At 62.3% G+C, this 22,599-nt stretch carries 13 protein-coding genes; 7 read left to right on the plus strand and 6 right to left on the minus strand.

Annotated features, from left to right (window positions below; genetic code table 11):
- The first annotated feature begins 28 nt into the window (after nt 1–28).
- From D5041_RS03650 to D5041_RS03670, 6 genes are all read left to right on the plus strand, one after another.
- Nucleotides 29–964 (plus strand): LysR family transcriptional regulator, encoded by a 936-nt coding sequence (locus tag D5041_RS03650; RefSeq protein WP_265282293.1) that lies wholly within the window; start codon nt 29–31, stop codon nt 962–964.
- Nucleotides 965–1,131: 167 nt separating this feature from the next.
- Complete coding sequence (locus D5041_RS03655) at nt 1,132–1,326, plus strand: type 2 periplasmic-binding domain-containing protein (protein ID WP_265258267.1); 195 nt, start codon at nt 1,132–1,134, stop codon at nt 1,324–1,326.
- A 1-nt stretch (nt 1,327) separates the two neighbouring features.
- A complete protein-coding gene (locus D5041_RS22080) occupies nt 1,328–1,624 on the plus strand; it encodes an IS66 family transposase (protein ID WP_407702215.1) in 297 nt (98 codons plus the stop codon).
- Nucleotides 1,540–2,592 carry a DUF4007 family protein gene (locus D5041_RS03660; RefSeq protein ID WP_321161935.1) on the plus strand — a complete coding sequence of 351 codons (1,053 nt, stop codon included), beginning with the start codon at nt 1,540–1,542 and terminating at the stop codon, nt 2,590–2,592. Before D5041_RS22080 ends, D5041_RS03660 begins: the two co-directional genes overlap by 85 nt.
- A complete protein-coding gene (locus D5041_RS03665) occupies nt 2,585–5,920 on the plus strand; it encodes an ATP-binding protein (RefSeq protein ID WP_265258266.1) in 3,336 nt (1,111 codons plus the stop codon). Before D5041_RS03660 ends, D5041_RS03665 begins: the two co-directional genes overlap by 8 nt.
- The gene (locus D5041_RS03670; RefSeq protein WP_265258265.1) at nt 5,913–6,755 is read left to right on the plus strand and encodes a phosphoadenosine phosphosulfate reductase family protein; all 843 of its coding nucleotides are present in this window, start codon (nt 5,913–5,915) and stop codon (nt 6,753–6,755) included. Before D5041_RS03665 ends, D5041_RS03670 begins: the two co-directional genes overlap by 8 nt.
- 132 nt (nt 6,756–6,887) lie before the next feature.
- Here D5041_RS03670 and D5041_RS03675 read toward each other — a convergent pair whose 3' ends face one another.
- The 6 genes from D5041_RS03675 to D5041_RS22275 all read right to left on the minus strand — a co-directional run bounded on the left by D5041_RS03675 (nt 6,888) and on the right by D5041_RS22275 (nt 18,608).
- Nucleotides 6,888–7,829, minus strand: a complete 942-nt coding sequence (locus D5041_RS03675) for a protein kinase domain-containing protein (RefSeq protein WP_265258264.1) — start codon at nt 7,827–7,829, stop codon at nt 6,888–6,890.
- Entirely contained in the window at nt 7,829–9,163 is a 1,335-nt protein-coding gene (locus D5041_RS03680; RefSeq protein ID WP_265258263.1) for a DUF262 domain-containing protein, read from the minus strand. The genes D5041_RS03675 and D5041_RS03680 overlap by 1 nt, the downstream gene beginning before the upstream one ends.
- The gene (locus tag D5041_RS03685; protein ID WP_265283893.1) at nt 9,160–14,574 is read right to left on the minus strand and encodes an FtsK/SpoIIIE domain-containing protein; all 5,415 of its coding nucleotides are present in this window, start codon (nt 14,572–14,574) and stop codon (nt 9,160–9,162) included. The genes D5041_RS03680 and D5041_RS03685 overlap by 4 nt, the downstream gene beginning before the upstream one ends.
- Nucleotides 14,568–16,091, minus strand: a complete 1,524-nt coding sequence (locus D5041_RS03690; protein ID WP_265258261.1) for a hypothetical protein — start codon at nt 16,089–16,091, stop codon at nt 14,568–14,570. Before D5041_RS03690 ends, D5041_RS03685 begins: the two co-directional genes overlap by 7 nt.
- On the minus strand, nt 16,088–17,983 hold the full coding sequence (locus D5041_RS03695; protein WP_265283894.1) for a hypothetical protein: 1,896 nt from the start codon (nt 17,981–17,983) through the stop codon (nt 16,088–16,090). The genes D5041_RS03690 and D5041_RS03695 overlap by 4 nt, the downstream gene beginning before the upstream one ends.
- Before the next feature lie 313 nt (nt 17,984–18,296).
- Nucleotides 18,297–18,608 (minus strand): BrxR family helix-turn-helix transcriptional regulator, encoded by a 312-nt coding sequence (locus D5041_RS22275; protein WP_498063231.1) that lies wholly within the window; start codon nt 18,606–18,608, stop codon nt 18,297–18,299.
- 353 nt (nt 18,609–18,961) lie between these two features.
- On the opposite strand from D5041_RS22275, the gene D5041_RS03700 reads away from it, so the two are divergent.
- Nucleotides 18,962–22,537: an indolepyruvate ferredoxin oxidoreductase family protein gene (locus tag D5041_RS03700; protein WP_265283895.1), complete on the plus strand. Its 3,576-nt coding sequence runs from the start codon at nt 18,962–18,964 to the stop codon at nt 22,535–22,537.
- Nucleotides 22,538–22,599 lie beyond the last annotated feature (62 nt).

Raw genomic sequence — 22,599 nt, forward strand, 5'->3', positions numbered from 1 at the left:
ATATCGATCGCTTGAATGGTTCTACGCGATGACGAGCTATCGCAGCACCGATCTGAATTTGCTCAAGGTGTTCGAGGCGCTGATGGCGGAGGGCAACGTCACGCGCGCGGCGCGCAAGCTGTCGCTCACCCAGCCGACCGTGAGCAACGCGCTGCGCCGTTTGCGCGCGACCTACGACGACCCCTTGTTCGTGCGCAGTGGCGCGGGCGTCAAGCCCACGCGGCGCGCGATCGACCTGTGGGGGCCGCTGGCGCAGTCCTTGCAGACGATCCGCGGCACCCTGGAGGAGGGCCGCTTTGACGCGCTGCACAGCAGCGCCAGCGTGAGCATCGCCATGTCCGACTACGTGGCCAGCATCGTGGTGCCGCGGCTGACCCGCCGGCTGAGCGCGTGCGCGCCGTCGATGCGCGTGCACGCGATTCCGAACACGCTGGTCGATTTCGGCCGGGTGCTCGCGGACAACCATGCGGATTTCACGATCGGCGCGTACACCGACGAGGTGCAGCGGCCGGCGTTTCTCAAATCCCGGGCGCTGTGGTCGCCGGACTTTGTCTGCGTGATGCGCGCCAGCCATCCGCTCGGTGCGCTGAAGAAACTTTCGCTGAAGAAGTTTCTGAGCGCATGCCACATCGACGTCAGCCTGGTCGGCAAGACCCTGCCAAGCTACGACCTGTTCCTGCGCAGCCGGGGCCTGCAGCGCAATCTGGTCGTCACCGTGAACCACTACGCGGCCGCCTACGATGCCATTCGCCAATCCGACCTGATCGCCGTGCTGCCATGGTCAAAGGGCCTGGACGCACCCCGCACGGCCGGCCTGCTGCGGGTGCCCGTCCCGCTACAGGCACCGCCGCGCGTGGTCGAACTGTTCTGGCACCAGCGCCACGAAACGTCCGCGTTCCATGAGTGGATGAAAACCCTGTTGCTGGATCTGTTCCACTTCCCGGGCAGCAAGCACCCGCCCTGACATGGACCGGGCGCGGTGCGCGTGCTTGTTCGTGCTTGGTCGGCAAGACCCTGCCGGGCTACGCGACCTGTTCCTGCGCAGCCGGGGCCTGCAGCGCAATCTGGTCGTCACCGTGAACCACTACGCGGCCGCCTACGATGCCATTCGCCAATCCGATCTGATGGCCAGTGCTGCCATGGTCAAAGGACCTGGACGCACCCCGCACGGCCGGCCTGCTGCGGGTGCCCGTCCCGCTACAGGCACCGCCGCGCGTGGTCGAACTGTTCTGGCACCAGCGCCACGAAACGTCCGCGTTCCACGAATGGATGAAAACCCTGTTGCTTGATCTGTTCCACTTCCCGGGCAGCAAGCATCCGCCCTGACATGGACCGGGCGCGGTGCGCGTGCGCCAAGCCCAATGGCCAAGGCGGTCGCATTAAGCGGAGCAAGGCCGCCAACCTGATCGGTCGGCTGCGTGATTACAGCGATAACGTTTGGCGTTTCATGACTGACCCGAATGTGCCTTTCACGAACAACTTGGCCGAGCAGGTTGTGCGCATGCCAAAGGCCAAGCGTTTTGCACAGTATTTTGAGCCATGCACCCTGTCGTCGACGAGTGCAGACGTTTGCACAAGCAAGAAGGACCGCTTGGCGAAGACCCCGAGGTCGTCGAACTGGTGAACTTCGCCAGTTCGGACCACTCCGGCGCTACAATCTTCCCGATGAAAACAACAGCGAGATCGGGGATCTCTGTCCATTTTTCGGGGCACGAGACATTTCCGCTCCGCCAAATGTGGCTCAAGAAGGCCTTTGACCAAGCGGTTGAAGGCGGACGCGTGCCCAAGGCCGCGTTTGCAGATGAGAACGCCATCGCCTCGTTCGGCGTGGGCAAAAACATGGTCGCATCCATCCGCCATTGGGCGATGGCATGCGATGTCCTTCGCGACTCCGGCGATGATCCGCAATCGTTTGAAATTTCCCCCATCGCCAGCGAAATTCTGCGCGATGGCGGCTTGGACCCCTACGCCGAGAACCCCTCGACCGCATGGCACGCGCATTGGTGGCTCGCCGGCAGAGGCAACCGAGCCACGACATGGCGGTGGCTCTTCAACCATGTGACCGCGCCCACCTTCACGCGCCAAGAACTCGAGGCGCCGCTTGAAGATTTCGCGCGCAAGCTCGATCCCAAACGCAGGCTCTCGGCATCCACGCTTTCGCGCGACTTGGAGACATGCCTTCGCAGCTATGCCCCGCGCTTTGCCGGGGGATCACCCGAAGACTTCGCCGAGCCACTGCTTGGCGAACTCGGCTTGCTTCAAGAAGTCCACAAAGGCCAATACGCGTTCCGTAGAGGCCCCAAGGCCACGCTGCACGATGGTCTGTTCGCATACGCGCTTCTCGACTATTGGGACAGCTCGGCCGTGGGCCTGAGTTCGATGGCGTTTGAGATCATCGCCTATGGCGAGGGCTCGCCGGGCCGCGTGTTCAAACTCGACGAAGACTCAGTGGCTGAGCGTCTCATGGGCCTAAGTGATTTCACCGACGGCTTTTTGGCATGGACCGACACAGCCGGCCTTCGCCAAGTCCATAAAAAAACCGGCGACTCCAACGAGATGCGCCGAGAAATGATTCGAAGAGCCTATGACTGACGATAAAGGCCAATTGCTCTCGGACTTCGTCCATATATCGCGCCACTACCAACGCTCAATCCGCGTGGATGCTGACTTGGGTCGGCGCGACGCCTTGGCGGGCTACATCTGCCACTCCACCGCCACTGCCATCTTGGAAAACATGGCTCGGCAGTTGACTGAAACCAATCAACGCTCATTCACTTGGACCGGCCCCTTTGGTGGCGGAAAGTCCTCGCTCGCCGTGGCTCTCGCGAGCGCGCTGCATCCCGACAAAACCCTGCGAACCCATGCGCGCAACGTCCTCAGGCTCGGAGCGATGCCCGCCTTCGACAAAGCGTTCCCGACCCGCAAGGGTTGGCTCACCGTTCCCGTGGTGGGCAAGCGCAGCAGCGTGGTCGCCGAGCTCAATGCGGCCCTGCGCAAAGCCAAGGGCACGGACCATCGCAAGGTTTCGCCGGCCAACTTGATCAATGAGTTATGCCAAACCACCGAGGATTGCTCGCAAGACGGCGTGCTGGTCATCCTCGACGAAATGGGCAAGTTCCTCGAAGCCTCGGCCTTGGGGTACGGCGACGATGTCTATTTCTTCCAAGAGCTCGCGGAAGCCGCCGCACGCGTCAATGGCAAGCTAGTGGTCGTGGGCGTGCTGCATCAATCCTTCGCCCAATATGGCGCCCGACTAGGCACCGACACTCGCGACGAATGGGCCAAGGTCCAGGGCCGCTATGTCGATTTGCCTTTCGTTGCTGCAAGCGACGAAGTGGTGGAACTGATCGGTCGAGCCATCGAAGCCGAGCGCCGCTCGCCATCATGGATGAAAGAGATGAAAGAGGCGTCCAACGCCATAGCCGATTCCATCCGATCGCGCCGACCTGCCGTTGGCGGCAGGTTCGCCGATGCGCTGGCGACTTGCTGGCCCTTGCATCCGGCCATGGCCGCGCTGCTTGGTCCTATTTCCAAGCGCCAATTCGGGCAGAACGAGCGCAGCACGTTCGGCTTTCTGGCTTCGGTGGAACCGCATGGCTTCCGCTCCTACCTGCAAGCGACCCCGATCAAATCGGCCACTTGGTATCGCCCGGACAACTATTGGGACTACCTGCGTTCGAACCTTGAGCCCGCGATCCTCGCCTCGCCCGACGGCCACCGCTGGTCGCAAACGGTCGAAGCCATCGAGCGCACCGAGGCCAAGACCAGCAACCCATTCTTGGTCGAGCTGATCAAGAACATCGCCGTCATCGATCTGTTCCGCAATGGATCGGGGCTTGCCGCCGACACCGCAGTGCTTGGCGCGATCTTCTACAAGCAGCCCATCGCCGAAATCGAAAAGGGGCTCGAAGAACTCGTGCGCATGCGCGTAGCCCTCTTCAAGAAGCACATCGGAGCTTGGTCGGTCTTCGAGGGCAGCGACTTCGACATCGATGCAGCCATTGCCAAGACACTGGCCGCATCGCCCGGCGTCGATTACAACCACCTTGCCCACTTGATGGGCCTGCATCCGGTCGTGGCCAAGCGCCACTATCACAAGACCGGCACCATGCGATGGATGAACCTCTCGTTGAGCAAGCTCGACGAAGCCGAGCGCCTGGCAGAAAAATACGTCCCGACCAAGGGCGAGTTCGGCCTGTTCGCCCTCGCCCTTCCCGGCCGAGGCGTCGGAGCCAAAGTGGCGCAGCGTAGGGCGCAAGAAAGCTCGCGGCAGAGCCCATGGCCGGTGCTGGTCGGCATCCCGCGCAGCCATGCCCGCATTGAGGAGCTTGGCGCCGAGCTGGTGGCTCTCGAAGCCGTCAAGGACCGCCACGAGCTTCAAGGCGACGCCGTGGCCCGACGCGAAGTCCACGCGCGCCTGGCAGCCGTCAAAGCCAACTTGGAAGAGCAACTGCAAGCTGCTGTGACCAACGCTCAATGGTTCTATGGCAGCGAAGAGTCCATCGAAACCGGTGCCCGCCTGTCCTCCGTCGCATCCGATCTTGCCGACGAGCTCTATTCGAGCGCTCCTCTGGTGTGGAGCGAGCTGGTCAATCGAGACAGCGTGTCGAGCAACAGCGTCAAGGCGCGCCGCGATCTGCTGCACCGCATGCTGTCCCACGAAGGGGTCGAGCACCTTGGCATCGAAGGCTTCCCCGCCGAGCGCGGACTCTACGAGACATTGCTGCGCAGCACCGGCTTGCATCGCGAAGTCAGCGAGGGGCAATGGCGCTTTGTGCAGCCCGACGCCGACGGCGAAACCCGCTTCGCCGCCATCTGGCAGGCGACGCGCGACATGTTCGTGGACTCGTCTGCGCGCGTGAAGGCTTCCGACATTCTTGAACGATGGTCCGCCGCGCCCTTTGGGGTGAAGGCAGGCATTAAGCCGGTGCTTCTCGCCGCGTTTTTGCTGGCGCATCAATCCAATGTGGCCGTCTACAAGGACGCGATGTTCATCCCGCGCCTTACGGATGCCGACATCGACGAATACCTTCAAGACGCTGGCCGCTTCTCGCTGCGTTGGGTGGTCATCGATGAGGAGAAGGCCCGCATCCTGGGCGGGATCGCCAACATCCTGGCCGAAGTGGGACACGCCGCCGAGGCGCGCGATCCGCTGGAGGCCGCCCGCGGGCTGGTCGCCTTGGTGTTCAACCTCCCGGTGTGGACCCAGCGCACGCACCAGCTCAGCGACAGCGCCCGAGCCATCCGAGACACCCTGCTCAAAGCGAGCGACCCCCACAAGGTCTTATTCGTCGATCTGGTGGCCTTGCTCGACACCAGTGATGGCGATGCCTATGTGGAAGCCCTGCGCGGACCCATCGCCGAATTGGCAGGCGCCTACGAGGCCATGCTCAGAAGCGTGGATTCAGCCATGCTCGAAGCCATGGACGCTCCGCCGGCACAGCTCGACCGCCTGAGGGCTCGCGCCGAGGCGGTCGCGGGCATCACTGGCGACCTCAGGCAAGACTCGTTCGCCACCCGCCTGGCCAAGCATGACGGCAGCACGGTCAGCATCGAGGGCATCCTGAGCCTGGCGGCCAACAAGCCGCCACGCGACTGGACGGACCGAGACATCGACGCGGCGACGCTCGAGATCTCCAAGGTAGCCCTGCGGTTCAGGCAGGCCGAGGCGTTTGTCTCGGTCAAGGGCCGCAAACCCAACAGCGAAGCCTTTGCCGTTGTGATCGGCGCAGGCAACGGCGCCAAGATGATTTCGCGCTCCTTCGACATCACCGACCGGCACCGCCAGGCTGTGGAGACCAAGGCCGACGAGATCGCGGCCCAACTGAGAAAACAAGGACTGGGAACTGATGTGTTGCTCGCCATTCTGGCCAAGGCGGGCATGCGGCTGACGGCCGACGAGGAGGGAAACCATGGCTGATCGCCACGTTCTCGGAATCTCAGGCGGTAAGGACAGTGCGGCGCTGGCCGTGCACATGCGGCAGGCGCACCCCGAGCTGAACATTGAGTATTTCTTCACCGACACCGGCGAAGAGCTGCCCGAGGTCTATGAGTTCCTGGGGCGCCTTGAAGGCTACTTGGGCAAGTCCATTGAGCGGCTGAACCCCCGTCGCGACTTTGACTTCTGGCTGCGCGAATACAACCACTTCTTGCCGTCGCCCCAAACGCGCTGGTGCACCCGCAAACTCAAGCTGACGCCGTTCGAACAATGGGTCAGACCCATGATCGCCTCGGGCGACACTGTCACGTCCTATGTGGCCATCCGAGCCGATGAGGACTATCGCGAGGGCTATTCGTCAAAGCAGGATGGCCTTAGCGTGTCTTTGCCTTTCCGCACCGCTGGAATCGACAAGGCCGGCGTGATGGACATCCTCGAATCGTCCGGGGTGGGCTATCCCAAGTATTACGAATGGCGCTCGCGCAGCGGCTGCACTTTCTGCTTCTTCCAGCAGAAGATCGAATGGGTGCGCCTCAGGGAGCGCCACCCCGACAAGTTTGAAGAGGCAAAGGCCCTAGAAAAAGATGCCTTGGAGCACGGTTCGCCGTTCACCTGGTCTTCTGGCGAGTCTCTCGCCGAGTTGGAGCAACCCGAGCGTGTGGCCCAGATCGTGGCCGACTTTGAGAAACGTCGGGAGCGCGCCCGCGCGGTGATTCCGATCAACCCTTTGCGCCCTGTCCGTTCATGCCCAGAAGACATCGACGATGTCTATGGCGAAGATGAAGGCAATGGCTCCTGCGTGATTTGCCACAAGTAACTTAGTGGGCACGCCGAGGGAGCTTCAACTTGCTCCCGGTCATGAGACCGATTGAAAACCGACTAGCACTGCGAGCGGTTCGATTCGCGAGTTGACATCGCATAGATCGACACCGCCTAGCACCACCGAGAGTCAAGACGAATTGGCTGCATGCTCACTTCCGGTTGACCGCCCGACCGCCTCGATCAATGCATCTTTGAACGCCTCGCTGCTTGTGAAGCGGTCTTCCTTCGTGTGGAACAGAGCCCTCTCTATGACTGGATATAGGTGTTCGGGGCCTTTCCAATCATCTCGTCGAACAATGCCTGTCGGATGGCGGCCGCACGCCACATACCAAAACACACTGGCCAACTGGAAGACATCCGAGCCTTCGCCCATCAAATCTCCGCAGCCGAGCTGTTTGTTCAATGCCTCCGGCGACATCCAGAATGCCGGCCCAATACGTTCATTGTCCGCAGACAAATCAACTCCGCCTACGGTCAAATCGCACAGCCCGAAGTCACTGATGGCCCACGTCTCGCCGACCACGAGAATGTTCTCTGGCTTGATATCTCGGTGCAGCGCTTTGCAGTTGATCTTCGTCAACGCACGAGCCAGCCCAATAAACTGACCCAGATAGGTCGCGTTTGGAATTTGGTTGGGACTGCGGGCATGCTCAGCCAAACTTGCAGCAGCCAGCGACAGCACTACAAAAGGAACATCGTCCACATGAGTCCCTGCTTGCAGCGGCCGTCCGGGTCTGTGGTGCTGCTTCGCCATTCTCGTCCCGCGAACTGTTCCACTCGCAACAAATGAAATGATGTGGGGATCGTCCAGCTCCCTAAGCAACTGAATTTCCCTCTCGAAACGCTCCCGGCGGCGATTTCTCAATTCAACTTGAAACTTAACGGCATAGCTGTCGCCCGTTAATCTTTCGTAGCAAGCGTGAACCACCGCATTTCCACCAGAATTGATGTGTTCGCCGACGATATATGTTCGCCCATCATCACCAGCCAAAGCGTCGGGAATGGAGTAATAAGTCTGCCCACGAGCAAGAATGACTGCCTTTCCATGGGCATTTGCAAGGCCAGCCATCACTCCTCCAGACTGTCTTCGCCATCCGAATCGACGAAATCAACGCCTTTGATCATTTCCACTGCGCCCAATTTTTCAAGGCACGCAGCATGCGCCCATTTGGCATTCGATATCTGAAAAGCGCGAGTCCCCAGCTCCCAAAACAAGACCGACGCCGCCAAGTCCGCGGAGCCCTCTCGCACACCGCAAGCGGGGCAAACAAACTCATTCACTGGCGGGCAACCATCACCGTCCCCGTTGCTGTCAATTGCAAACCTGATGTCGGATGCAATCTCCATAACGATTTGCCTCTGATCGAGATTTGCAATTGTTCCTGCGTAGGTTCCTCGCAAGATCGCCGTCAAGAAATAAGTTCTCCAATTTCTACTCGATGCCGAGTTCGCCTGGGATACACAATAGACGGCATATTTGCTGAAAATTGGCACATCCGACGTTGGCGCAATCCCATCATTCAAAATGGACAGGTCGCCACGCAGTTGCGTCAAACTGTCAGGCAACACGAGCCCTTCCCCATGCAGGGACCGAATCGCGAAGAACAGGGAGTAGAAGTCAGCCTTTTGCTTCCAGCGAGTCTTTTTTATCGGCACTCCGGCACTGAACAGTTTTTCAATGTCAGACAGCACGTTTGTGAATTCCACAAACACAGATCGCTTGGCCTCGTGTTCCCATTGCCGATATTCCTTGCAGCAAACATCGATCGCATCTTTGCGGTCTGTGATTCCCATCAGAAGACCGGCCAATAGCTCCGATACATATTCGACATCCAGGGACCGGCGCCGGGCCGTTGCAGTAAAAATTCCGCAATCGTCGAAAAATTCAAGATTGGCCAAGTCGTCAGCGACATCCAAAAAATCTCCTGGATAGTCCGCTCTGCGCAGCTCCTGCTTATTGAGAGCCACGAAGTATTTGTTGATTCGAGAGTAGACCTCTCGAAGCTCTTCATCCGACAAACCCTTAGCCTCATTGAAGTCGATGTCATAAGACAAGACCTCCTCTTGAACATCCTGGTGAAGCTCGGAAAAACGCTTGCCAACAAACTCACCAGTATATGGAGCCGCAAGTGGGAAGCCGTCCGCAAGGAAAGCAAGAATGGTTGTTATTCGCTGCTGCCCATCGATAACCGTCCTCACCGTCTTCCCATCTTTTATCGTTGACGACACGAATATCTTTGGCATCGGAATGCCGTTGAGAATGCTGTCAATCAACATCATCTTCGCGGCATCGCCCCAAACTTCTTTGCGCTGATAGTCAGGCTGAAGAATCAAAATCGATTGTCGATTCCAATCGCGAATATCTGAAATCGCATGCGTGGAGGCGCGCCACTTCTTATTCATGCAGCACCCAGACTTTCTTTGTTGTCGGATGCTATTGCCTGCACCGCCAACGCAATGTCGTCATCTGACAAAAATGGTGCTTGCGCGAATACAAGGCCCTGCTCGCCATTGAGCTTGGCGGCCATATGCCCGCGACCAAGCAGCAACTCGGCTCCCGGCCGATCAAGCGCAATCTTGGATGTGGCCTCGCTGGCGACTTTCAGAATCAGGCGGTTGCCCAAGTTCTCGCGCAACTGCATCGGCATCACATCCTTGTCCGGTCGCTGGGCGGCGAAGATCAGGTGAATGCCCGCGGCTCGCGCCTTCACACCGAGCCGCTGCACTGCGGCACCCACCGCGCCCTTGTATGCGTCATCCAGCATCCAGTCGGCAAACTCGTCATGGATCAGGAACACCATGGGCAAACGGGCGTCAGGGGCTGCCTTTGCGTTGAACGTGGCCAGGTCGCGCGCGCGCGCTTGGGCAAATGCCCGGTAGCGGTTCTCCATCTCTTGGACAAGAGCCTCCAACACTTCGGTCGAGCGCTCCTTGGTCGTGATGATGGCCTCGCGCATGTGAGGCAAATCCTCCAACGCGGAGTAGTCCACTCCCATTTTTGGATCGATGAGGATGATCTGGGCTAGCTCCCTAGGGTTGGTCGCCGCGATGTCCAAGAGGACCGCTTGGATCAGCACCGATTTGCCGCTGCCTGTGGCGCCAGCTATCAGTGAATGTGGCTCATGCGAAGAAAGACCGCCAAATTCGCCTCCGAGGTTTAGGTAAAGCAGCGAGCCGTTGATCTCTTGAAGGCCCAGGACGAATGAGGTGTTGATGCCGGCCACATTGCGATTGAGCTGCCGCTTGGCCCACAAGTCCCACAACGACACCGCCTGCCTCTTGATGCCGGCAATCGTCACCACGATTTCCCCCGGCTTGGGCTGCACCGTCACCAGGTTGATGGCGTGGGTGGTCAGCAGTTGAGTGCGCTTGGCCTCGATGTCCTCCACCCTGAGCCGATCCGAGCCGGCCAGGCGCACCAAGCAGCCGTTGGGGGTCATCCGCGTGCCAAGAACAGCAGCCTGCAAGCCATAGCTGTTCAATGCCGTCTTGAGCTTTTTGGTGGTCTCCTGCGCCCACGCTTCGCGCTCGTCGTCCGCGACGGCCAAGCCCGCTTGCTTGGCGGTGATCAAAGCCGACAAATGGTCCCCCATCGCTGCCGCGACTGGCGATGGCGTGACCGCAACCCCGTTTTCAGCAGTAGGCGTGGCGGTGGAGGCCTGCGCTGGAGCGGCCACTGGCTGGACAGCCTGGGGCTGCTCGATGGGGTCGGGCGCGCCGGCTGCTTCCTGAGCCTGCTCCGGCTGCTGCCCAAGTTGCTCCATCATGGCGTGCCAAGCCACACGCGCCGCCGGACGATTGAATGCGACCGACTTCCAAGGCTCAGAACCGCCCAGCAGCGCGCGAGCGCCTGTTGCGCCTGTTCCCACCGCATAGGCTTCCACCAGTTTGCGCAGCTCTGGCCGGTCAAACACTTCCTGCCAAGCTTGCACGCCATCGGTGTTGTCGATCTCGAGCTGCTCGGACGCCGATTGAGCCTGGCCGGCTTCGGCCGAATGGACGAAGACATGGGAATAGCCCCGCAAGCCGATGTCCACGTCGCCTTCGCGCAGCTTCGAGCGCGCCCGCTCCAACAGGCCGGAGAGGCCAGGAGGAATCTCAGCGTCGATCAGCAAGTCAGCCAAGCGCGAGAGCCACACGTCGCGGTCAAGGCGGCCAGGGTCGCCAAACAAGGCCGCCCGGAAGGTCGTCAACGTCGCCATGAGCTGCGCCTTCGATGAGCGCTTTGCCTCGGCTAAGCCATCGGCAGCAACGTATTTGGACTCAACCACAGAGATGCGCAGCCGAATCCGGTCATCGACCTCTTCAACACAAAGAGCCAAGATGTCTGCGATCCGACTTTCGCGCTGCGCCAGCCAATCTGCGTAGTCGTCGAGCAAGAAAAACACGCCGAACGACCGGCCGACTGCGGCTTGCGAGGTGAACTCCTCTGAGACCAAATACCGGCTAAGGACAAGGCCGAGCATTTCGCCAGCGGACACGCCGCGCTTGGCGGCTCGCAGGACGATGTCGCCCGAGACTGACAGAGCGTCCTTCTTCATCCGCGCTGCGACCGCATCCAGTTCGTCACCACTGAGCGACAAGCTCAGTTCGCCGAGGCGCCGTCGAAGCAACACGCCCAACAGGCGCAGTTCGGATGTCGAGCTCACGATCATGTTGCGGCCATTGGTCGATGCGCGCCGATATCGGACGACCGTGATGCCGTTGTGCTGCAACTGCCGCTTGTCGAGCAGCCCGTCATAGGTGGCGACCCATTCGGCCAACGCATGCGCGTCGTTCATAGTCGAAGCCAGTGCCTCATGCTGCAATGAAATGCGGCGGGCGGGCAGGTAGCGTGCTCCAACAGGCGCATCGGTCTGGCGATGCACCGCGGCCACCGCGCCGACATAGGCCCATCCCGAAGCCGTCTGCCACGGGCAAGTCAGAAAGGTGGTGGATTTGAGCTCGTTCTCGCCGGAGACGCTGCGATAGGACCAGCGGGATGGAGCGTGCTCGAGGCTGGGCCGGTCGTTGGTCCAGTCCACGGGGAGCCACTCCTCAACTGCCGTGCGCGACACCACGTCATGCAGGAACGCCACGTCGAACGGCTTGAAGCCGCCCTCCCCCTGGCCAGGGGTGGCGGACGCCGGAGTCACGGCGATACGCAGCTTGGAGATGAAGTTGTCCGAGGTTTCGCTGACCACCGGCAGGTCAGGATCGTCACCGGCTTTGTTGACCAGCTCGGCGTAGACCCGGCGCAGCTTGGCCGGGTCGCTGTGCCTGACCGAGACGCTGCATTGGAAGTCGTCCTCGGCTTGCAGGCCCGCGAGCTCGCGCACAGTGGCCAGCGGTAGCTCGGCCGCATCGGCGTTGTAGAGCAAGACGCTGAGATTGGCCGCTTCGTGCGGTTGCAGGCCGATGTAGCGCTCCAACAGCTCGCGCGCCTGCTTGGCGGCGGCAGTCGGATCGACATCGGTCATCGAGTCCTCTTCGCCCCGGACCGGCCGCTCAAACAGGCTGTATCCATTGACGGTGCTGCTCTCGGCGACAAGCAGCGGCTCGCTGCCGCGCTGCAAGACGGCGATCTCGGGATAGAACGGATGGGCCAGTTCCTCCGAGAACTCGCGGAAGAAGATGTCGCGGTGCCCAAAGAGCACGCTGTCGCTGGTGAGCAAGTGGGTCGCCAAGCCCGCGACACGGCGGGTCTTCACCGCCAAAGCCTTCATGCGCTCAGGATGCCATGGCGGAATGATGAGCGAAGGCTGCTCGCCAGAGATGCGAGCCGTGCCAATCGAGAGCACTTCGGCCACCAAGCGGGCGCGGCACACGTCGCCTCGAGCATGGACCATCAGGGCATTGAGCAGCCCCGCGAACGATTCCGCTTGGCGCATGACAGCTTCGCCTTGCAGACCCGTATCGACAAAGCCCTTCATCGCCAAGAGGTAGTCCGCCTCGAACACATCCCATGCAGCCCGGAGCTCGTCGCGCTGCTCCTTGGTCAGTCGGCCCTCATTCGCAAGCTCTTTGATCCGATCCTTGATTTCGGCTCGCAAACTACGCAGCTTGTTGGCCGGAGGGACCAGCGATCCGGCATCGCGCGAGAACGTGGCCTCCAGTGTGCCGGTGTCGAGCAGCGAGACGTTTTGCACGCCACCCTTCTTGCTGACCAATCGGCGCGGAACTTCCGTGCAACCCACCGCGCCCTTTTCTAGCAGGCGCCGCATATCAGACACCATCGCCAGCCCGATTGACTCGGGGCGGTAGCTCCACACGAGCTGGGTCTTGTCGAGTATCGTTTCCCGGCCGCCATCGCGCTGCACAAGTGCCACGTCGAATTTGATTTGGACCGCGTTTCGAGCCAGCGATGACACGGGCCTAAGCGTCGCGCCGCGAAGCTCCTTCTCCTTGGCGAAAAACTTCTCGTAATCGAAGAGTGGATCGGGCAGATTGCCGGCGCCCATGCGTTCGACCCTCCACTCCACCCGCGCGCCCATCAGCTCTCGAAGGCCTCGATACATTGACGAGAAGTAGGACCCCACGTCATAGTTAAATCTCTCACGCCACTCTTTGCGACCCTTGTTGACTGTGAACCGAAGAAATCGTTCGCCAGCCAAATCACCCGCGCCAGCCAATAGGTGGTGAGCTACGCCCGCGAAGCCATCGAGAAAGTCATTGCACTCGATGGCTTTACCGAAAATCGCCTTCTCCCAGCGAGCATGGAGCTGCCTTGACTGCTCAATATGGCGCCTGTGCAATTCAAAGAAGACCTTGTCGTCGTCGTTCCATTCGGAGCGCTTTTCGCGGGCTTTGAGATCTTCAAGGTGGCGCTTCCACTTCTCGTCGAGAGCCTCCGCATCGTCGCAGTCGTGCTCGAAGAATTTCAGCGTGTGCTCCGCCAGTCCTTGGAGCTTCTCCTTGGGCTTGTCGAAGATGTGGCAAACACCATCTGTCTCCCATTCCAACTCAGCCACATCGGCTGCAGGTTGGTTGTCACCCATGGGAGCATTGATAAACGCATCCAGCGCGACACGAGCGGCATCGGTGATGTCGGCTGCGTTGTCCGCCAACCGCTGCCGCATTTCATCAGAGTCCAGCGGCTGCCCGTTGGGACGCAACCGTAGCAGCAACGGAGCGCGGTGGGCAAAGAGTTTTTCGAATGCCTTGCGCCACGGCTTGTAAGACGTGCCATAGGTCCTCGCGCTGGCGAAGAATGAGGTGTCACGGGGCAAGCCCACCTTCGGCAACGACCAGCCAATGGCGTCGCGAATGGGCAGGCCACGCGTCGCCGACATGGCCTCCGTGACGTGGGCGCAGAAGTCGCCAAGCTGCACCAAGGACAGGTCATTGGCGGAGATCAGGCCTTTGAGGGCCGAGCGGAACACCTGGCGGTCGTCAGGCACCGGAGCCATGCCAGCGACATGGCATGTGGCATCGACCCAGGCCTCCTCATTCGCGCGCAGCTCCTTGGCGCCCAACGCCGTGACGTGCCCAAGGGTGTCGGCAAGGTTGTGCTCGTTGCCGTTGGCCGTGAGGATCGCCTCTTTGCTCGTCTGGGCGTTGTTGCGCACGAAGCCGGCGTTGTGTTGGATCAGAGCCTCGGGCGGCAAGCCCTGGCCCTCGACCAGCGCCTCGGGGATCATGAGATCGACGCGCGCGGCCAAGTCGTGATTGGCAAGCACCGCGCGGGCGACCGAGGCGACTTGGGAAGAAGACAGCTTGTCGAGGCGGAACAACGCCGCCGAGTCCTGCGCCGAGCCGTCGGCCTGGCGAGCGTCGTTGATGCGCTTGGCCAGTATGTCGGCGCCGACGCGCCCAATGATCCGATCGGTCAGCAATTTTCTTCTCCCTTGAACCCAAACGGGTTTTCCACGAACGAGCAGGAGTCGGACAGCCGACGCACCAGCCCAAGCCCAACTAGCCGCGCTTCGAGATGGGCGCGGTTCTCGCTGAGCACTTCCTGGTCTACCTTCTTGTCGGCGACAAGGCGCGAGCCTTCCGCGTCGCCAATGACGATGCCGTAGCGCCTTTTGGCCTCGACCAGGAACTCGTCGAATTGCATCCTGTCATTGACGATGGCCATTACCAGCGTTTTGATGAGTCGGTCGTTAGGGGCGTATCGCGTGCGCCGCGCGAGTCTCCGCGAGCTGAGCCCGATGGCCCGCGACCACGACGCGTGAATCTTCCCGACGTGCTGTTCGTGGCGCGAGATGGCCAGTTCCACAAGCTCCGCAATGAGCTTGTCGCCGGACATGCCCTTGTCGTCGGAATCGGCTGCCGGCCACTGGAACAGCTTGTGCATGATGCTGGCCCGTTCCGCGTCGGGGTAGTCCGACTTGGACGCAGCCTCCCATTCGGGTAGAAGGCGAGCTTGCTCAATGGAAGCCCTGATTGCCTTGATCGAGAGGCCTTGGTTGAGCTGGTAGCTGTCGCCGGAGAGAGCCCGAACCTTGGTTCGCTCCTTGGAGACGATCTCGCAGACGAACTCCACAGGCTCGGCGTCGCCGGCCTGAGCCTTGGCTTGCTCAAGGAAATAGAGCAGGAGGTTGAGACCCGCCGATGTGATCAGGTGCTCCAACGCGTCATAGGTCGGAATGTCCTTGATAAGGATGGTCAGCCAGTCCTCGCAGAGCTGGTCAAAGCGCGGATGGGACGCATGGGGCAGGTAGCCCACGTCTCGTGGATGCGAGGCCAATTGGGGCTCGCCCTGCAATGCCCGCACCAGCCGGTTCATCGGGGCGGCGCGGTTGAAGAGGCGCTGCGAAAGCTGCGCCCCAAGCTCCGGCCCGCGAGCTGCGCGGCTGAGCATCAAGTAGAGCAACTCGCCCGTGCGGGCGAAGAACCGGCGGTCATTGCTCGCCCCGCCCGATTCGATCCGCAAATCCTCGAAAAGCGCGTCGGGGCCAAAGGGGAAGACGAACTTGGAGCTCCAACGCTTGTTGCTCCGGGCCTCGAAGGCCGACGAGCGCAGCAGCTCAATGGCCTTGGCGAAGTCGTCAAAGCTGGAAAACGCCTTGCGCAGGTAGCCCATGTCCTCGTCGCCCAACTTGGGCGCATCTTGGGCAAACAAGGCGTTCCACTCGCGCCACTTTTCGTCGTCGGTGATGGACCGCTCGCGGATCGCCTCGACAAAGGGGTTGTTGAAAAGCAGGCCGCGCAGGCGGATTTGATGCTGGGGGCGGTATCGAACCTTGTCGCTTGGCGTGGCGACCAATGGACTGTCAAGGTTCGACCCAAGCACACCCAAGAATTCCAGCACCGTCAAATGTGGCAACTGCTCGTCATAGAGGCGGTGCCCCCAAATGTGCTCATCGACGGCGAAATCGACCCGGTCAATGTCAATGCGCTGCCTCATTCCGAAATCCTCACGGTGATGGGTCGAGAGAACCCGTGGCCGCCCTGTTCTATGTCGATGAAGTTGAGCGTCAGCGAGCCGATGTCCGCCGCCGCTTCCTCATCGCCATCGTGCTGGCTCTGGCCTCGGATGAGCTCGGCTTTGCGCAGCAGCTTGGCCTTGAAAGCCAGCATGTCCTCCAAGCATTCGTTGGAAAAGCTGCCAGGCAGCGCTCCTTCTGCGACGCGGGAGAGAAACTCGAAGCGCACGGGCGTGAGGTCGAAGACCACGGAATTTCCGGCGCCCTGGGCCAACGACACGTCCAGAGAAGGACGCCCCGTCTTCGCATCGAGTTTGACGGTCATGCCCACGCCATTGGAGCGCCGCGATGGCGCCTCGGTGTCGCACAGAACGCTGACACGCGAGTGGGTGAAGCCGCCCGAACTGGCGACGAAGATTCGGTCCACGTTGTCGATCAACAAGCCCGTCATCACGCGGTTGAGCCCGCGCACGAGTCGGCCGCGCACGGTCTCGGCGACCGCCCTCTTGTCGAGCAAGGCTGCCCGCATCTCCAAATATTCGCCCGCGAAGCGGTACACCGTCATTGACCAGAAGGGGTAGCCTTCCTCGGCTGGCGGCAAGGTGAAGAACAGCCTGCGCCGTTGTTCCTGCAACAGGTCCATGAAGCCAGCGGCACCGCTGTCGACGCGGGCGGCCTCCTCTCCTTCAAGATATTTATCCTGGGCGCTCAGCAGCCTAGGCGTAGCCCCATAGATGGGGTCGCTGCCAATCAAACGGTTGAACGTCGGCGCGAGCTCCGCGTCATCCTTGCCATAGACCAACAAGCCATCGGCGTCATTGGTGGTCTCATCACCCACGCCAAAGGCCGCCATCACCTTGAAGACCGGACGATCGGCAAGCCGCCGCTTGGGCAGGTTCGCGCCGAACGCGTTGCCATATACGCTGCCGCGATCCACGGCTCCTTGCTCTTGAATCCGAGCGACTTCGGCGCAGGACATCAAACCGTCCTTGGCGTCACGATGCCCCAAGATCATGTTGGCGCACAGCGCGAGCAGGTCTCGGACGGGCAAATGTTGTCCGTTGAGCCTTGCGATCTCCACGAGGTCGCCAAGGCGGCGCCTGAGTTGCGCACCATCGCCAGCCCCGAGCAGACGCTGCCGGTTTTCATAAATCGGACAGACCTTGCCGTCCGACTTCAATGAGCACTTGGCGCAGTTGTTCCATTCCGCATGTTTGGCAACAGCCGCCACCACTTCTTCCAATGCGATCCGATCCACGCTGCGGCTGAGGTCGAAGACAGCGAGCCTCTCCGGCTCTTGACCCGCCTGCAAGAAGAACTCCTGCAGCGGCTTGCGCAATGGGTGCTTGCGCCCTTGCCTGCGCCCAAGGTCGCGAAGACGGTCGAGCACCTGGCCGTGATTGGCGGCCAAGATGACGATCTCGGTGTCGTCGCCGCCGAGCACCGATTTTTCAAGCCGGGCCAAGGGGGCGTCGCTCTCCTCGCCGTTGAACTCGCTGAGGTCTTTGATGAAGACCGCCAGGCGGCCGTCTGCCAGACGGTGCTCTTTGATGTTGCCCTTGGCGGCCCACGCGGGAAGGTCGCCGCCCATGGATGTCCACAGCGCCCGGCAGTGATATGTCTTGCCATCGCCGGCCGTGCCCGCGATCAGCATTGAGCCCGGCTTGCCCGAGGCAACATGATCCTGCATCGATTCGAGCATCGGCGTGCTCAACGCGATGGGCTGCACCTTGGCCCGGCCTACTGCCCCGGGCACGTGTTCATCGAACATCGTCAGGTTGTTCGGCGTCGGACCGTATGCGCGGAGAAATCGCACCCATGCCTTCGACGGCGGAGCGCCTTGTTCATTGGCAATCGTGTTTTGTTCTGTCAATTGCTCGCTCCCGTTTCGAATGTTTATCTGTCTCGTTGTGGTTGTCTGGTCATGGACGCTGTCGCGTCACGCAAGGCTCCTCGATGGCTCTGCGCCTGGCGCGAGCGCCGCGCTCTCCACCCCGTAGAGAGTTGGCGTGTTGCGGAGCCAAAGGTGGTGGGGCGACGGGTCGAGTCGATGGTCGGGACTCGCGTCGATGGACCAACACCGCAAAACGTAGCAGCGGGTGATGGCGCCCAACACTTCCATGTCCGGCTTGACCAGTTGCTCTGGTCCCTCACATGGTGCAGCGGGCTTGAGCCCAAGCTCCAACTCATCGCCAAAGCCTTGCAAGAGCCACGCAAGGACGCGTTCGGGATGTGGAATTCGCATAACGGCTTGAAAGTCGATCGTAGGACGGTAGCAGCGCCGGACCGCGTCGGTAGTCCAAATTTCCTGGGGCGATATCCCGATAGAGGCTTAAATCTCGCGACGCTGCGGCAGGCCTGATGCCGAACTGCGCTTCAATATCGCCACGTTGGAGCTCTCCGGCAAAAAATGCGCGCAGTTCCCAGACGAGCCTCTCTTGCTGTGTCTGAGATACATCCAGCACATTCGCCATGGACCCTCTCTTCAAGGATTTCATCGCGCGACAGCAAATACCGCGCCAGAACACCAAAGAATACCATGCGCATCATTTTGATACGGCGTAACTACTCAGCCCCTTCCAGCCCCCTCGCCGTCAGGCCAGCTTGGTTGATGCTCGGCAGATCCACGATCTGTCCTATTTGCACTATCAAGATCCGCCCTGACTTGGACCCCGTGCGCGGTGCGCGTTCGTGTCTTGGTCCGCCGGCGGGAAGATCGTGGGCTTGGGACCAAGACATCTCCATGGCAGCGGCATACACTCGGCCCGCGCAGGTGCGGCCCCAAACGGGCTGCGCCGCAGCGCCGTGCCCACGAGGCGCGGCCCCACGAAGAACCATTGGAGACACTGCCATGAACGCGCCGTTGCCCGAACAGCTTCGCAAGGCCATCGAATCGGTGAGCCTGGAAGACAAATACACCCTGGACGCGGGCCGGGCCTTCATGAGCGGGGTGCAGGCGCTGGTGCGGCTGCCCCTGCTGCAGCGCCGGCGCGACACCCTGGCGGGCTTGAACACCGCGGGCTTCATCAGCGGCTACCGCGGCAGCCCGCTGGGCACGTATGACCAGGCGCTGTGGGCCGCGAAAAAGCATCTGGCGGCGCAGGCCATCGTTTTTCAGCCCGGCGTGAACGAGGAACTCGGCGCCACCGCCGTCTGGGGAACGCAGCAGCTGGACCTGTACCCGCAGACGAAAAAGTACGACGGCGTATTCGGCATCTGGTACGGCAAGGGCCCCGGCGTGGACCGCTGCGCCGACGTCTTCAAGCACGCCAACATGGCGGGAACCGCGCGCCACGGCGGTGTGGTCGCGATTGCGGGCGACGACCACATCAGCAAGAGCAGCACGGCCGCGCACCAGAGCGACCATATCTTCAAGGCCTGCGGAACGCCGCTGTTCTTTCCGAGCAGCGTGCAGGACATTCTGGACATGGGCTTGCACGCTTTTGCCATGAGCCGCTTTGCGGGCCTGTGGTCGGGAATGAAGACCATCCAGGAGGTGGTCGAGTCGTCGGCCAGCGTCTGCGTGGACCCGGACCGCGTGCGCATCGTCCTGCCCGAAGACTTTGCGATGCCCCCGGGGGGCCTGCATATCCGCTGGCCCGACGCGCCGCTGGAGCAGGAGGCGCGCCTCATGGACTACAAGTGGTACGCGGCCCTGGCGTACGTGCGCGCGAACCGCTTGAACCACACCGTGATCGAGGGCCCGAACGACCGGTTCGGAATCATCGCCAGCGGCAAGGCGTACAACGACACGCGCCAGGCGCTGGCGGACCTGGGCCTGGACGACGCAAGCTGCCGCCGGCTCGGAATCCGCGTGCACAAGGTGAACGTGGTCTGGCCGCTGGAAGCGAGCATCACGCGCGCCTTTGCGCAGGGTCTGCAGGAGATCCTGGTCGTCGAGGAGAAGCGCCAGGTCATCGAATACCAGCTCAAGGAGGAGCTCTACAACTGGCGCGCCGACGTGCGCCCCAACGTGCTGGGCAAGTTCGACGAGCCCGAAGGCGACGCCACGGGCGGCGAATGGAGCATGCCCAACCCGAGCCGCAACTGGCTGCTGCGCGCCAAGGCCGACCTCACGCCCGCGATCATCGCCCGGGCGATCGCCCGGCGCCTGAAAAAGCTCGGCGTGGACGGCGACGCCAACGCGCGCATGGACGCGCGCCTGGCCACCATCGAGGCCAGCGAGCGCGCGCTCGCCGGGCTGGAGGCCGGTGGCGAGCGCATGCCCTGGTTTTGCAGCGGCTGCCCGCACAACACCAGCACCCGCGTTCCCGAAGGCTCGCGCGCCGTGGCCGGAATCGGCTGCCACTACATGGCCAGCTGGATGCCGGGGCGCAACACCTCGACCTTCACGCAGATGGGCGGCGAGGGCGTGACCTGGGTCGGCCAGCAGCCCTTCAGCAGCGAGCGGCACATCTTCGCCAACCTGGGCGACGGCACCTACTTTCACAGCGGCCTGCTGGCCATCCGCCAGAGCATTGCCGCGGGCGTGAACATCACCTACAAGCTGCTCTACAACGATGCCGTGGCGATGACCGGCGGCCAGCCGGTGGGCGAGCGCCCCGAAGGCCATTCGGTGCTGCAGATCATGAACACCCTCCAGTCCGAGGGCGTGGTCCGGCTGGTCATCGTCACCGACGATCCGCACAAGTACGCCGGCGCGGCGCTGGCCAAGGGCGTGAGCGTGCAGCACCGCGACGCGCTCGACGCCATCCAGCGCCAGCTGCGCGAGATCGCGGGCTGTAGCGTCATCATCTACGACCAGACCTGCGCCACCGAAAAACGCCGCCGCCGCAAGCGCGCAACGCTGGCCACGCCGCAGCGGACGGTGCTCATCAACGAGCTGGTGTGCGAGGGCTGCGGCGACTGCGCGGTCGCGTCCAACTGCCTGTCGGTCGAGCCCGTGGAGACCGAATTCGGCCGCAAGCGGCGCATCAACCAGAGCAGCTGCAACAAGGACTACGCCTGCATCAACGGCTTTTGCCCGAGCTTTGTGACGGTGGAAGGCGGCCAGCTGAAGAAGCCCCGGCGGGAAGCAAGGGGCGACCTGTCGGCGCTGCCCCCGCTGCCCGAGCCCGTTCTTCCCGGGGTCGAAAGCGTTTGGGGAATCGTCGTCGGCGGCGTGGGCGGAACGGGCGTGATCACCATCGGCGCGCTGCTCGGCATGGCGGCGCACCTCGACGGCAAGGGGGTGGTCACGCAGGACGCGGGCGGCCTGGCGCAAAAGGGCGGCGCCACCTGGAGCCACATACAGATCGCCGGGCGGCCCGACGCCATCTACAGCACCAAGGTCGATACCGCGAAGGCCGACCTGGTTCTCGGCTGCGACGCCATCGTCGCCGCGCACCCGCATACCTTGAGCGTGCTGCAGCCGGGCCGCAGCTTCGTCGCGCTGAACACGCACGCCACGCCCACGGCGGCGGTTCTGGCCGACCCCGACTGGCAGTTCCCGGCCGCCGCCTGCGGCAGTGCCCTGGCGGCCGCCGCGGGCGCGGACAGCGTGGGCGGCTTCGACGCCGAGCAGGTGGCCACGCAGCTGCTGGGCGACAGCATCTACACCAACCCGCTACTGCTCGGCTACGCCTGGCAAAAGGGCCGCGTTCCGCTGACGCTGGCGGCGCTGATGCGCGCCATGGAGATCAACGGCGTGCAGGTGCAGAACAACCAGGCCGCGTTCGAGTGGGGCCGCCGCTGCGCGCACGATCTGGCCGCAGTGCAGGCCCTGTGGCAGAGCGCGCAGCAGCGCATCGAGATCGTCAAGAAGCCCGCGCTCTCCGAGGTGCTGGGCCGGCGCGTGGAGTTCCTCTGCGGCTACCAGAATGCGACCTACGCGGCCGAGTACCGGGCCTTCGTCGAAAAGGTCCAGGCCGTCGAGGCCCCGCTCGGCTGCGGCACCCGGCTGGCCGAGGCCGTTGCGCGCTACCTGTTCAAGCTCATGGCGTACAAGGACGAGTACGAGGTGGCCCGGCTGCACACCGACCGGGCGTTTGCGCAGCGGATTGCCAGCCTGTTCGATGGCAACTACCAAGTGGTGCACCATCTGGCGCCGCCCCTGATCGCCAGGAAGAACGCGCGTGGGGAACTCATCAAACGCCCGTTCGGCCCCTGGATGCACGGCGCCCTGGGCCTGCTCGCCAAGTTCAAGGGGCTGCGCGCAACGGCGTTCGATGTTTTCGGCCACACCGAGGAGCGTCGCCGGGAGCGCGCGCTGATCGGGGAATACCGCGCCTGCGTCGAGGAACTGCTGGCCCGGCTGAACGCGGACAACCTGGCGCTGGCCGTGGAGATTGCCCGCGTTCCCGAAGCGATTCGCGGCTATGGCCATGTGAAGGCGCGCAACATGCAGGCGGCGCGCGCCCACGGGGACGGCCTGATGGTCCGCTGGCGTGCGCAACAGGCGGCCGCGCCCGAGCGCCAGGCGGCATGAAAATCCCCCGGGCCCGTGCTGCCTGGACACCCGGTAGACGCCGCCCCGGCAAAGGCACTCGC

The sequence above is a fragment of the Verminephrobacter aporrectodeae subsp. tuberculatae genome (assembly GCF_026127385.1).
In the GTDB taxonomy this organism is placed as follows: domain Bacteria; phylum Pseudomonadota; class Gammaproteobacteria; order Burkholderiales; family Burkholderiaceae_C; genus Acidovorax; species Acidovorax aporrectodeae.

Excerpts from the sequence above, each read along its gene's own strand:
- D5041_RS03650 (WP_265282293.1), top strand. The coding sequence starts at position 29 with ATGACGAGCTATCGCAGCACCGATCTGAATTTGCTCAAGGTGTTCGAG.
- D5041_RS03700 (WP_265283895.1), top strand. The coding sequence starts at position 18,962 with ATGAACGCGCCGTTGCCCGAACAGCTTCGCAAGGCCATCGAATCGGTG.
- D5041_RS22080 (WP_407702215.1), top strand. The coding sequence starts at position 1,328 with ATGGACCGGGCGCGGTGCGCGTGCGCCAAGCCCAATGGCCAAGGCGGT.
- D5041_RS03690 (WP_265258261.1), bottom strand. The coding sequence starts at position 16,091 with ATGAGGCAGCGCATTGACATTGACCGGGTCGATTTCGCCGTCGATGAG.
- D5041_RS03665 (WP_265258266.1), top strand. The coding sequence starts at position 2,585 with ATGACTGACGATAAAGGCCAATTGCTCTCGGACTTCGTCCATATATCG.
- D5041_RS03660 (WP_321161935.1), top strand. The coding sequence starts at position 1,540 with ATGCACCCTGTCGTCGACGAGTGCAGACGTTTGCACAAGCAAGAAGGA.
- D5041_RS03675 (WP_265258264.1), bottom strand. The coding sequence starts at position 7,829 with ATGGCTGGCCTTGCAAATGCCCATGGAAAGGCAGTCATTCTTGCTCGT.
- D5041_RS03680 (WP_265258263.1), bottom strand. The coding sequence starts at position 9,163 with ATGAATAAGAAGTGGCGCGCCTCCACGCATGCGATTTCAGATATTCGC.
- D5041_RS03670 (WP_265258265.1), top strand. The coding sequence starts at position 5,913 with ATGGCTGATCGCCACGTTCTCGGAATCTCAGGCGGTAAGGACAGTGCG.
- D5041_RS22275 (WP_498063231.1), bottom strand. The coding sequence starts at position 18,608 with ATGAAATCCTTGAAGAGAGGGTCCATGGCGAATGTGCTGGATGTATCT.